General features: G+C 50.5%; 12 protein-coding genes. 7 read left to right on the forward strand and 5 right to left on the reverse strand.

From position 1 onward, the window contains the following. Positions 1–82: 82 nt before the first annotated feature. The gene (locus GILYN3_RS15485; RefSeq protein WP_049723833.1) at positions 83–865 is read right to left on the reverse strand and encodes a cyclic nucleotide-binding domain-containing protein; all 783 of its coding nucleotides are present in this window, start codon (positions 863–865) and stop codon (positions 83–85) included. A 174-nt stretch (positions 866–1,039) separates the two neighbouring features. Then, positions 1,040–1,318 carry a TfoX/Sxy family protein gene (locus GILYN3_RS15490; RefSeq protein WP_049723834.1) on the reverse strand — a complete coding sequence of 93 codons (279 nt, stop codon included), beginning with the start codon at positions 1,316–1,318 and terminating at the stop codon, positions 1,040–1,042. 274 nt (positions 1,319–1,592) lie between these two features. Here GILYN3_RS15490 and GILYN3_RS15495 point away from each other — a divergent pair, with 274 nt between their 5' ends. From GILYN3_RS15495 to cysE, 4 genes are read left to right on the forward strand one after another with little or no spacing between them, the layout of a single operon-like run. Next, the gene (locus GILYN3_RS15495) at positions 1,593–2,282 is read left to right on the forward strand and encodes a M15 family metallopeptidase (RefSeq protein ID WP_049723835.1); all 690 of its coding nucleotides are present in this window, start codon (positions 1,593–1,595) and stop codon (positions 2,280–2,282) included. An 8-nt stretch (positions 2,283–2,290) separates the two neighbouring features. Then, a complete protein-coding gene (locus GILYN3_RS15500; protein ID WP_049723836.1) occupies positions 2,291–3,667 on the forward strand; it encodes an MFS transporter in 1,377 nt (458 codons plus the stop codon). A gap of 32 nt (positions 3,668–3,699) precedes the next feature. Next, entirely contained in the window at positions 3,700–4,395 is a 696-nt protein-coding gene (locus tag GILYN3_RS15505) for an HAD family hydrolase (RefSeq protein WP_049723837.1), read from the forward strand. 41 nt (positions 4,396–4,436) lie between these two features. Then, complete coding sequence (cysE, locus tag GILYN3_RS15510; protein ID WP_332307871.1) at positions 4,437–5,216, forward strand: serine O-acetyltransferase; 780 nt, start codon at positions 4,437–4,439, stop codon at positions 5,214–5,216. Here cysE and GILYN3_RS15515 read toward each other — a convergent pair whose 3' ends face one another. Then, positions 5,217–5,438, reverse strand: coding sequence for a hypothetical protein (locus tag GILYN3_RS15515; protein ID WP_049723839.1), 222 nt, complete (start codon positions 5,436–5,438; stop codon positions 5,217–5,219). 398 nt (positions 5,439–5,836) lie between these two features. Between GILYN3_RS15515 and GILYN3_RS15520 the strand changes: the two genes are divergently transcribed. Beyond that, the gene (locus tag GILYN3_RS15520; protein WP_049723840.1) at positions 5,837–6,544 is read left to right on the forward strand and encodes a hypothetical protein; all 708 of its coding nucleotides are present in this window, start codon (positions 5,837–5,839) and stop codon (positions 6,542–6,544) included. A 103-nt stretch (positions 6,545–6,647) separates the two neighbouring features. Here GILYN3_RS15520 and ppa read toward each other — a convergent pair whose 3' ends face one another. Both ppa and GILYN3_RS15530 read right to left on the reverse strand, forming a co-directional pair. Further along, a complete protein-coding gene (gene ppa / locus GILYN3_RS15525; RefSeq protein ID WP_049723841.1) occupies positions 6,648–7,178 on the reverse strand; it encodes an inorganic diphosphatase in 531 nt (176 codons plus the stop codon). Between the two features lie 125 nt (positions 7,179–7,303). Beyond that, on the reverse strand, positions 7,304–8,137 hold the full coding sequence (locus tag GILYN3_RS15530) for an FHA domain-containing protein (RefSeq protein ID WP_049723842.1): 834 nt from the start codon (positions 8,135–8,137) through the stop codon (positions 7,304–7,306). A gap of 432 nt (positions 8,138–8,569) precedes the next feature. Between GILYN3_RS15530 and GILYN3_RS15535 the strand changes: the two genes are divergently transcribed. Both GILYN3_RS15535 and GILYN3_RS16935 read left to right on the forward strand, forming a co-directional pair. After that, positions 8,570–11,173 (forward strand): efflux RND transporter permease subunit, encoded by a 2,604-nt coding sequence (locus tag GILYN3_RS15535; protein WP_049723996.1) that lies wholly within the window; start codon positions 8,570–8,572, stop codon positions 11,171–11,173. A 773-nt stretch (positions 11,174–11,946) separates the two neighbouring features. Beyond that, positions 11,947–12,245: hypothetical protein (locus tag GILYN3_RS16935; protein ID WP_232305614.1), on the forward strand; the 299-nt coding region annotated here is incomplete at its 3' end.

Consider the following 12,245-nt stretch of genomic DNA (forward strand, 5'->3'; position numbering starts at 1 on the left):
TTTGCGATAGGCGTGAATATAGTGTGTACGGGGGCGGCCGCCGACTTAACGCTGCTGGCCCGCAGGCCAGCTTGGCTTGGGCTTAATGGCGATCGCGCAGCTGTTTGTTTAAGTTCTTGATTTTATCGGCCATCTCTTCAATTAAGCCGATGCAAATATGCGGCTGGTGCTCAACGAGCTCGATAAACTCTTCTTTGCGTACGGTTAATACCGTGCAATCGGTGGTGGCGATGACATTGGCCATACGTTTTTGACCGGTAAACACCGCTAGCGCACCAAAAATCTCATCGCGGTTTATATGCCCCACCGTAACACCTTCGCAGACAGCTTCGGCTTGGCCCTCCAGCAGAGTGTAAACAAGGTCGGCCTCATCTTCTTGGCGAATAATAATATCGCCGCTTTTAAAGTGTAAAAAACCGGCGTTTGGATGAAACTCTTTGCGGATCTCCAGTGCCAGCGCTTGCTGGTACCAACTGAGATTGGCTATTAAATAATAGCTCCAGTTTTTTTGTCGACTTTGTTCTGCACAGACATGTCGAATGAGTTCGTCGCGCTCAATCGGTTGCACGGTGATGGTTTCGGTGGCGCTAAATACGGCGCTGGGTAAGCCTAATGTGCGCGGCAAACCTAATAAATCACCCGGCTCAAAGCACACAATGGTTTTAGTGCCCACATGGCAATGCACTTGGCCTGAGCGTAATAAAAACACCTGAGTACTTTTAAGCTCGCCAAACAGATCGCTACTCGGCGCCAGGGTTATAGTGGTGGCGGCCGGTATTAAAGTTTCGAGTACTTGGTCGGCAATATCACGGATACGTTGACTGAGTTCGGCGAGAGATTGAGAGTGGTCAGTAGGTAAATGCATGATGAATTAGTAACTCGGCAGCGTTAGTTACCAGCTTTAGGCTGGCAGGCAATGGTTGATTTGAGAATACTATGGATGCTCGAATCAAGTCTACGGCAACAGGCGCGACGGCCTCGCTTAGCGCGAGGGTGCGGTAACATACAGCTCAAAGGTTGATCAGCTTGGACGAGACACCTAAGCGTTGGCGGTTTGCTTGTCCTCAACTTGTTTCACTAGATTGGCTTTAACGTCGGCCGGTAGGTCGTTCCAATGAATATCGAGCAAAGCGCCATGCAGCGCATAAAGCATTACTTTAGAAACATTAATGTTACGCTCTAATATACGGCAGTAGGCGTTGACTGCGCCTAATTGTTGCAGATCGTCGTAATTATTAACGCCAATCGCCCGTAAAATATTCACACTGGCCATGCCTAAGTTCTTCAGTTCGAGTAACTCGCTGCGCTGGATCGCCATGTTTACTTCGCTCCCTTGTCACATTATTGTTATATTCTGTGGCTGATAATATGTAACTATTTATAGCCTATGGTTATATTACATAACTGGCTAATAAGTGCAAACTTTAGCCAGTAAACTGGCAGGTTTAGTCTTTACCGGCGTATAAAGTATTAAAACAGCTGTCAACGTGATGCTTGCGCGACTGCTACTGCGTGCCACTATGTTGCAAGACAGGTATTACATTAAAGCGAACTTTTATAAATAAAATGGCGTTTTGCTATGGCAACCACTTATGGCAACAACTAAAGCAAACACTGCGCTTGCGGCGTTAGGGCTAGATGAGTCTGCGTTGCTGCCTTTAACAGATAACCTATACCTGCATTGCGATGTAGTAGAGCCTTATCGCGCGCTGGTCAGCGCGGCCCGGCAGCAAAACATTGAGCTGACCATCGCCAGCGGCTACCGCAGTTTTGCACGACAGTTGGCTATTTTTAATGCCAAAGCCACGGGGCAGCGTCCGGTGTTAAATGATGCCGGAGAAACCGTAGCAATGCATACCTTGAGCGATGCCGATAAGCTGTGGGCGATATTGCGTTTTTCAGCACTGCCGGGAGCGTCGCGCCACCATTGGGGCACCGATATGGATGTGTTTGATCGCGCGGCTATGGCCCCCGATTATCAATTACAACTTACGCCAGACGAGTGTTGCCCTGGTGGGGTATTTGATAAGTTGCACTGCTGGCTCGATGCGTATTTGCCAGAATGTGATTTTTTTAGACCGTATGACGTTAACTCTGCCGCCCATCATAACGGCGTAGCCCCCGAACCTTGGCACTTAAGTTACGCCCCTGTCGCGCAACGCTTTGCCGCTTGGTTAACCCCCGATGTTTTAGCGCAAACGATAGCCGCGAGTGATATCGAGCTTAAAGCTACCGTGCTTAGTAATATCACCAGTATTTACGAGCGCTACGTGCGCCTATAGGGTTTTACATGGCGTCATCATCAGTAACCTCTGCACATACGGTTGCGCCGACCACCGGCAATCAGTTTCAGTTGTTGCGCCAGCGGCGTTTTTACCCATTATTTTGGACTCAATTTGGCGGTGCATTTAACGATAACTTTTATAAAAGTGCGTTAATGATGCTGTTTACCTACGGCCAAATTGAAAACTGGGGCTTGAGCATTGATACGCTTAATAATGTGGTGGCTGCGGCGTTAATTATTCCGTTTTTCTTGTTTGCACCAACGGCCGGTCAATACGCCGATAGCCTCGATAAAGCTCGTGTTACACGGGTTATTAAACTTGTTGAAATTGCGCTGATGGTGTGTGGCGCTGTGGCGATTGTGCGGGGTAGCTCGGCTATGTTGTTGGCGGTAATTTTTGCCACGGGTATTCAGTCTGCATGTTTTAGCCCACTTAAATACGCAATATTGCCGCAGCATGTTAATAGCGATGAGCTGACAGGCGCTAACGCGCTGTTTCATACCGGCACCTCGCTGGCGGTATTTATGGGCTTGATTGCCGGTACATTGGCCATGCAATGGAGCTTTGGTTCGTGGGTTGTGGCTATTGTGGGGGTATTAATGGCGTGTGCCGGTTGGCATTTTAGTCGGGCAATACCGCCCGCTCCAGCGCTGCCCAACGCCCCCTTAATTGAGCCCAACCCGCTGCGCCAAATGGCTCGTACAATGCGCTATGCAAGACAAAACAAAACCGTATTTTGGTGTTTGATGGGAGTCTCGTGGTATTGGTTTTTAGGTTCGGTTTACCTGACTCAGCTGCCCAACTTTACCCGCGAAGTGTTGGGCGGTAATGCCTCGGCGGTAACCTGTTTGTTGGTGTTGTTTTTAGTGGGGGTGGTATCTGGAGCGCTGTTATGTGAAAAGCTCAGCTGCCATAAAATCGAGCCTGCCTTAGTGCCGCTGGGCGCATTGTTGATTGGTCTGGCCGGGGTTGGTTTGGCGCTGGCCGGCGCGAGCTTTAATGCATCGCCTGCCAGCGGTACGCTGCTAAGTATTGTTGCGTTGGCCACAGAGCCAGGTTTTTGGTGTGTGGCGCTGGCGGTGTTGCTGTTGGGTGGTTCGGCAGGTTTGTACACAGTGCCATTGCAGGCATTGATGCAGGCAAACGCCAAGCCTGAGTATCGCGCCCAAGTGATCGCCGCAAACAATGTGTTAAATGCGTTTTTTATGGTGGTCGCAGCGCTTTTTGCGGTGCTGGTTTTGGGGGTTTTAGACTTTACAATTCCACACTTTTTTATGCTCACGATGTTGCTGCACTTCGGCATAATAATACTGATCTTAATTTGTGAGCCATTATTTTTAACGCGCGTTAAAGAGCTTTTTAAGGTTTTTAGTAACCGTTAATTAATGAGCTGCAATAACGCAAAGGCTAATACATGTTGGTAATTTTTGATTGTGATGGCGTGCTGGTTGAAACTGAAACCATACAAGCACAAGTGTTGTGTGACTGTTTGCAGCCGCTGGGTATTAATATCACTGTGGCAGAAGTACTGATGCTGTTTCGCGGCAAGCCTATTGCGGTTTGCGCCGAACAGGTCGCCGCGTTGCTGGCCGACAGCGAGCCTTACCAAAGCTGGCCGGAGTCCGAGCGCAATGCTTTTGCCAGTGATTTTTGGGTCAAGGTGCAACAAGAAACCCTGGTTGCGTTTTCCGCCGGAGTGCAGCCTATCGCGGGGGTGCGCAATGTTTTAGAGTCGCTAACACGTCGCGGTATCGCGTTTTGTGTTGCCTCGAATGGCCGACACGAAAAAATGCAAAATACTCTAACTCATACGGGGCTGGCCGAGTTCTTTCCGCAGGCCAACCGCTTTAGCGCTACCGATGTTGATTACGGCAAGCCGGCGCCCGATTTATTTTTGTATGCGGCCAATAAAATGGGAGTAAAACCGGGCGACTGCAGCGTTATTGAGGATTCCCCCAGTGGTGCACGGGCAGCGCGTTTGGCTGGCATGTCGCTGTTGGGTTATTGCCCCCATGATCCAATGCTGCCGAACGCCCACGTTGATGACTTAATGCGTGCCGAAGGTGCGCGAGTGTTTCGGCATATGGATGAATTACTGTCGCTGTTGTGAGAGCATAGGCACCTTAATACTGCGGGCCTATGGAGGCTTGGTTGAGTAAATCCCTTTCCCCCCAAGAAATCTGGCAGCATCTTCGCCGCGAGGCATTAGAATTTGCAACCTCTGAGCCCGCCTTGGCGAGCTTTTATCACGCCAGTATTTTGAACCACGATACCTTGCGTGCTGCGGTTAGTTACCATTTGGCAACGCTGTTAAGCAGCCAAGCTGTGCCGGCGATGTCGCTGCGAGAAATTTTTATACAGGCCTTGCAGCACGATAGCGAGTTTGAGCTAGCGCTATGTCGCGATATCGAAGCCTACTGCGATCGCGATCCCGCGTGTAATCACTTTTTGATGCCGCTGTTGTACTTTAAAGGGTTTCACGCACTGCAGGCGTATCGCTTAGCGCATTGGTTGTGGCAGCAAGATCGGCGTGCGCTGGCGCTGTATCTGCAAAATCAAATCTCGCAAACCTTTCATGTCGATATTCACCCCGGCGCCAAAATTGGCAGCGGCATTATGATCGATCACGCCACTGGAGTTGTGATTGGTGAGACCGCTGTGGTGGGTGATAACGTTTCGATGTTGCACTCGGTGAGCTTAGGTGGAAGTGGCAATATGAAAGGCGACCGGCACCCTAAAGTGGGCGATGGTGTATTGATCAGTGCCGGCGCTAAAATTTTGGGTAATATCAAAATTGGCGATTATGCCCGCATTGGGGCGGGTAGTGTGGTACTAACCGATGTGCCAGCGCACCAAACAGCGGTGGGTGTTCCGGCGCGGATAATAGAGCAAAGTCTGCCTGCCGGATCCGGCCAAGATATGATGGCGTAATTAGTGGCTGTTACGCTCCATAGCCTCTAATAAACAACGCAATACCTCGGTGCGAGTTTGTAGCATAAGCCGGTAGGCGGCTAGCAGTTGGTCATTGCCGCGCGGCTCGTGCTCCAGCTGCTGAATTTTGCGGTTTAAGCTGACAATATCACTCTCGACCCGGTGCATAACCGAGAATTTGGCCGATTCTGGCGGCAAACTGGTAAAAGCAATTTGTGGCATTATGATCAACCGTGTCCATTGTCGGGCGAAAATGTCTGAGTGCTTGGCTGCGCTCTTGGTTATTCTCGTTTGGTTGTTCTATTTTGGATACTCTAATTTGGATGTCCTAATTTGGATGTTCTATCGCCACCTTGATCGTCCTTATTGGTTTAACCGGTAAGCCTGCGGTTTGAATATGGCCGCTAATGCTCGCAGCGAAGTATCAGTATGGGGGCTAAAAGCCTCGCGCTCCAGTTATCTGCCATAACGTTTTTTCACTAAAACCTTGCCACTTTGTAGTGTTTGATTCTGAGCTAGTATCGGAGCGGGGTGCGGTGACGGGCAGGCGGGTTAGCTTGTGTTAATATAAAGCGAATAATCACATTTATAGTCCTCATCAGTAACACCGGAGGTGTGTCATGGCCGATACCGAGCAACAATTTGATATCGTTTTTCGCGGCGATATTGTTCTTGGGCATAAGCTGGATGAAGTAAAAGCCCGCTTGGCGCAGCTGTTTAAGATCGACGCCAACCGGGTCGAGACTTTGTTTAATGGCCGGCCGGTGCCACTTAAGCGCAATCTAGATGCGGCCACCGCAAAAAAATATCAGGCTGTATTAACTAAAGCCGGTGCCGAGGTAAGCTTGGTGCCCGCCGGTGCGCAGGCCGCCCCCCGCGCAGCACCGCAGCGAGGCTTTACCTTGGCGCCTGTTGGTGCCAGCTTATTACGGCTGACCGAGCGTACTCAGGTAACCCCAGTCGAGGTAAACACCTCTGGGCTGAGCTTAAGCCCGCAAGATGGGCGCTTAGTGGAGCATGCCGAAATTGCCACAGACGAGCCTTTACCCGTGGCGGTGCCCGAGTTTGATGTGGCCCCCGTTGGATCTGATGTGTTGAGCGCCGGCGAGCGTGTGACGCCGGCAGCCACCCCGGTAGAAATAGCCGACTGGGATTTGTCAGAGGTCGGTGAAGACCTGCTAAAACCTGAAGAGCATAATGCTCCACTGCCGTTAATGGTGGCCGATTTAGAGGTTGATTTAGCTCCGGTTGGCAGTGAGTTAGGGCAAATTCGCGATACCCGTGAGCCGCTTAAACCAGACACCAGCGCGCTCAGCTTGGCCGATTAACCCGTTACGGGTTATTTGAGGTGAGTTAACAGCAAAAAAGCCGGCCCCGTTAAGGGCCGGCTTTTTTATGTGATAAACATTAAGCGGATCACATCGGGTGAGCTTAACCCTTGTTGTAACGCACGACCGACTCGTTGATCTCGGTGCGGGCGGCTTCGACATCTTCCCAGCCATCGACTTTAACCCACTTGCCGGGCTCAAGATCTTTGTAGCGCTCAAAGAAGTGTTCGATAGACTTCAGAGTAATCTCTGGCACATCGCTAATGTTTTGTACTTTGCTGTACAGCGGCGTAATTTTGTCTACCGGCACGGCCAAGATCTTGGCATCTTCACCCGATTCGTCGGTCATTTTTAATACGCCCACAGGGCGACAGCGGATAACCGAGCCTGGCAGCAGGGCATGAGTCATCAGTACCAAAACATCTACGGGGTCGCCGTCACCGCAAAGGGTGTGCGGTACATAACCGTAGTTGCAAGGGTAGTGCATAGAGGTGCTAAGCACGCGATCAACAAATACCGCATCGCTGTCTTTATCGATTTCGTATTTGATCGGCTCGCCGTTCATGGGGATTTCAATGATGACATTCATGTCGTCCGGCAGGTTTTTGCCGGCGGGGACTTTTTCAAAGCTCATAGCCAGGTTTCCACAGTAGATTGCTAAAAAGTAGTCTGCTCAAAGAGACGGATAATTCGGGGGGCGATTCTACCACACTCGCGCTGCGTGTTTGCAGGCGCCAAAGCTTGCACCGATATTAGGGGTTAGCCTAAATAGATAAAGCCGGCCACCGTTGCGAGCACCGTTAAGACTACACCGATGCCCAGCCATAAAACCCACGAGCCGGCAGAGGCGGGCTTAGGCTCATCGCGATTGCCGGGTGAGGTTGGCTTGGTAATCCAGCGCCTTGGGGTGTTGCTGTAATCTTTGCGCTCGGCGGGCTGAGTGATTTGTGAGGTGGGAATGCGAACTCGGGTACGGTTTAGGTCGTTATCTGGGCTCACTACACGAAACGTATACACATCAATACGCAGCCGATCACCGTTGTGGGCTAGGCTGTCCTCTACCAGTTCATCGTTTAAGTAGGTGCCATTGGCCGAGTTAAGATCGTGCACCCGCAATGAACTGCCCATAACCGTCAGCTCGGTGTGGCGACGGGAAAGGTGAGTGCCAGCAATAGTAATATCACAATCGCTGCTGCGGCCTAGCACGCAACGTTTATTGGGGGGAACGGTAAAGACTTGACCGGTAAGCCAGCTGCCATCAGCAATCAGTTGCCAGCAGCCAGTGTTGTGTTCGGAGGTTTGTGGATCTGCGATAAAATCGTAAACATCAAATTCGATATTGGCTAAGCGTAAAACATCACCCGCTTGTAGCATCTTTTGCGTAACTCGCTGCCCATTAACAAAACAGCCGCGCGCACTGGTGTTGTCTTTTAGCGTAACTCGGCCATCACTGGCCACTAAGCGGGCGTGAATCGAGTCGATACCGGGCTCGTCGAGCACCAAGTTGTTATCATTGGCACTGCCGATGCTATAGAGCTTTTCTACCACTAGAATGGGCTCTTGGGGCTTGTCCTTACGCTGTAATTTCAGCATGATTCCCTATCGCAGTATGTCGGGCTATTTCGGGCGACTAAGTGCCGCTAACAAGTTGCGCATAATAACATTTTTACCCGCTTGTGCGCAGTCTCTGTACGCTCTAGGCCGCTTTATTGGTTATCTGTGGCTCTTATGCCACGGCGCTGGATGGTTATTTGTCGGTTTTTCTGCACCGCCTTATTGGGGGTGTTGCCTGGGCTCTGTTTTGGTTCAGGGGCCGGGCAAGGGAACTTCGCGGTCCATTATAAGACTTAATGGGCCTATAGCATGGCTTAAACGCAGCGATTGCTTAGCGGCCGTGCACGGTTATAAGCGGTCATGCCGATAGCGCTGGCATAAAGCATTATGGGTGTTAATCACCCTCAAACACTTTATTATTACTTTTTTGGCGGCACCGGCCGTCAGCTTAACAGGAGTTTTCACACGCCCATGTCAGCAAAGTTATTTGCGGCTTACCGCTATATTATTACCCAACGTCCATGGCTCACAATCGTCGCGTTGGTGGCCTTAACCGTCTTTGCCGCACTGGGATTACCTAATTTTAAGCTCGATGCTTCGGCCGACTCGCTCACACTCGAGAGCGATAACTCGCTAGATTACCTGCGTGAAATTAATAAACGCTACCAAAGCGGAGACTTTTTGGTGGTGACCTATACCCCCAAAGCTCCTATGCTCTCGGATCAATCTTTGCAGACACTAAGCGCACTGAGAGACGAGCTGGCAGCGGTTGATGGCGTGAGCAATATCAACTCGATTTTAGATGTGCCCTTGCTGTACAGCCCAGTGCGAACCTTGGCCGAGCAAAAAGAATCGACTCGCACCTTAATGACAGAGGGGGTTGACCGCGAGCAAGCGCGCCAAGAGTTTTTAACCAGCCCCATCTACCGCGATACGCTGCTGTCGCCCGACAGCTCGACCACCGCCATACAACTTAACTTAGCCGTTAACAATCACTACATCGAGCTGGTGCGCGAGCGCGATGCGCTGCGGGCAAAAATGCGCGAGCAAACCCTAAGCGAAGCCGAAGCTGAGCGACTCGAAAAAGTAAGCGCCGAGTTCTTAGCCTACCGCACCGATCTATCGGCACGAGATCATCAGCGCGTCGAGCAGATACGCACCATTCTGGCCGGCTACGAAGACCGAGCCGAGGTGTTTTTGGGCGGCGTTAGTATGATTACCACCGATATGATCGAGTTTATCCGCAGCGATCTTGTCGTGTTTGGCAGCGCCATCGTGGTGTTTGTGATTTTGATGTTGGCGTTAATTTTTAGGCAGTTACGCTTTATTATCCTGCCGCTGTCAATTTGCTTAATGGCTGTGGTCATTATGCTGGGCTTACTAAGTTGGGTAGATTGGCGATTAACCGTTATCTCATCCAACTTTGTGGCCTTGCTATTGATTATGACCTTGGCCATTACCATTCACTTGGTGGTGCGTTATCGCGAGCTGCATGCCCACAACCCCGAGTGGCCACAAGAGCAGCTGGTACTGACTACCGCTCGGCAAATGGCTAAACCCTGCCTGTATACCGCACTAACCACTATTGTGGCTTTTGTATCGTTAGTGGTAAGTGATATTCGGCCAGTGATCGACTTTGGTTGGATGATGACCATGGGCCTTAGTTTGGCTTTGATGTTGGCTTTTGTACTGCTGCCAGCGGGCCTTATGTTATTGCCCAAAGGCGAGCCGCGCGATGCCGGTGACAAAACCGCCGCCACCACCATGATCTTTTCTCGTATGGCCGAGCATCACGGCGGCCTAGTCATTGCCATTGCGTTATGCGCTGCGCTGGTCAGTGGCTATGGCATTTCGTTGTTAAAAGTCGAAAACCGTTTTATTGATTACTTCCACTCCGATACCGAAATTTATCAAGGCATGTCTGTTATCGACCGCGAGCTGGGCGGCACCGTTAGCCTAGATATTATTCTTGATGCGCCGGTAGCCGCGGCACCTGCCGCGCACACTAAAACCAGCGCCGAGCCAGCCGCCGATGACCCTTTTGGCGAGGGCGACCCGTTTGCCGAAGCCGATGCATTTTCGGACGCGGCAGAAGAATCGTTTGGTGATGACCCGTTTGGCGAGGCAGACCCTTTTGCAGAAGATGATTCCTCTACCCAGTCGGCTCAAGCAAACGGCGAAAGCCAGTGGTTTAACACCGTATCACTCGATTCGATTGATCAGTTGCATCGCTACCTAGAATCGCTGCCCGAAGTCGGAAAAGTACAATCGCTCGCGACCATGTATGAAGTGGCGCAAGATATTAACGGCGGCCGGCTGAACAACTTTGAACTTGGGGTAATGCGCAACATGTTGTCGGACGATATACGCAATTTTTTGGTTGCTCCGTATATCTCCGATGCCAATCAGCAAACACGCATTACGCTGCGAGTAAAAGAAACCAGCGAAGATTTAAGACGGGTCGAGCTGGTCGAAAAAATCCGCCGTTATGCGGTGGATGAAGTAGGCTTCGCCCCCGATCAAGTGCAATTTACCGGCATGCTGGTGTTATACAACAACATGCTGCAAAGCTTGTTTCGCTCGCAAATTGTCACCTTAGGTGCGGTGTTCTTAGGCATTATGCTGATGTTCTTAGTGCTGTTTCGCTCTTTAACCGTCGCCATTATTTCGCTGCTGCCTAACCTATTGGCCGCGGGCGTGGTGTTGGGTGGTATGGGGCTGGCCGGTGTGCCGCTCGATATGATGACAATTACCATCGCCGCCATTACCGTTGGGGTAGGGGTCGACCACGCGATCCACTACCAATATCGCTTCCGTGATGAGCTAGCGCGCTGCGGTAATTACATCGAGGCCATGCACCGCTCGCACGCCTCCATTGGCCGCGCGATGTACTACACCGCTGTGATTATTATTGTTGGCTTTTCGATCCTGGCGTTCTCGAACTTTATTCCGTCAATCTACTTTGGCTTGCTAACCGCGCTGGCCATGTTTGCCGCGATCCTTGGATCATTAACGTTGCTGCCCAAGCTTATTTTGGTGACTAAACCGTTTGGGCCAGAGGCTGAGGGCCGGTAGTTGTATTACTGCCACTAGCACGGGCTTTAATATGCCCGTGTCGCCGGGCGTGGCGAGTTAGTTTTCTTTGTTTGGGTAAAGCAAACTAACTCCGCCGCTCCTGCGCTTTCATGCACTCACTGCATTAATGAATTCTTTCGCGTCAAAGTCCACCTCGGTATTTCAGCCCTAGGCAACTGCTCCGGCGTTGTTCTATTCAGTTACATCCCTGTAGCGATACGGGTTCCCTTGCGTCTTGTCGGTAAGCACAACTTGCCGGCGTTCGGCTACGCGCAAAGCTGTGCTTTGCAAGCGCTAAGCCTTTGCCCGCCTGCAGGAGAACTAAAAGTAGCGCTTCATAGTCGGTTGTGAATCTGAGCGCCTGCATCGAGAAATTGATGTGTTATCCATTACTCAGGGGAAACCCTTGAATAAAGTGGGCTAATAATATTGGCGAGATAATATATTTCTAAACAATTCAATGGGTTGAGCGGAGCTTGCGCGGCGGGATAAAAAAGATTAGATTAAACCCTCAATTAAATTTAGTCGCACTTTCCCCAGACAAGGAACTGTCAACATATGTCTAATTCCTTTTTGTTTTCAACGCCTTCCATGTCTATCCTCATCCAATCTCTACCGGGGATAGGGTGCCGGGACAAAGTGCGACTGAGTCGCATGAATTAGCTGTTATTTGCCAGATAAAACGCGGTTGGTAAACTAAGCTTAGCACAAGATTTTAATAGTGCTGTATATAAAAACAGCATAAGTGTGCTAATCAACATTAGGAAAAAATATTGGAAATTGAATTGACAGCCTATTACTCTGTTTTAGACCTTAAGACTAAGTGCCTGCCGCTGTGCAAGTCCGTGGTTTGCATCAGAGGACAGGCACTTAGTCTTAAGGTAAAGAAAGAGTCATCAATACTCCTTTCATTCCGCGTTTTCTCCAGTTCCGTTCACGGATTAATGCAGCTTCTTCGTGACCTCAGAAGCGCTTTATTTTCCGTGCCCGCAAATAACAAGGCCAAGCATTGCGACAACTTTTTCGTTACGGCTTCGCCTTCACAAAAAAGCTGCGCATGTTGGCAGCGTTA

Source organism: Gilvimarinus polysaccharolyticus, from assembly GCF_001187555.1.
Classification (GTDB): Bacteria; Pseudomonadota; Gammaproteobacteria; order Pseudomonadales; family Cellvibrionaceae; genus Gilvimarinus; species Gilvimarinus polysaccharolyticus.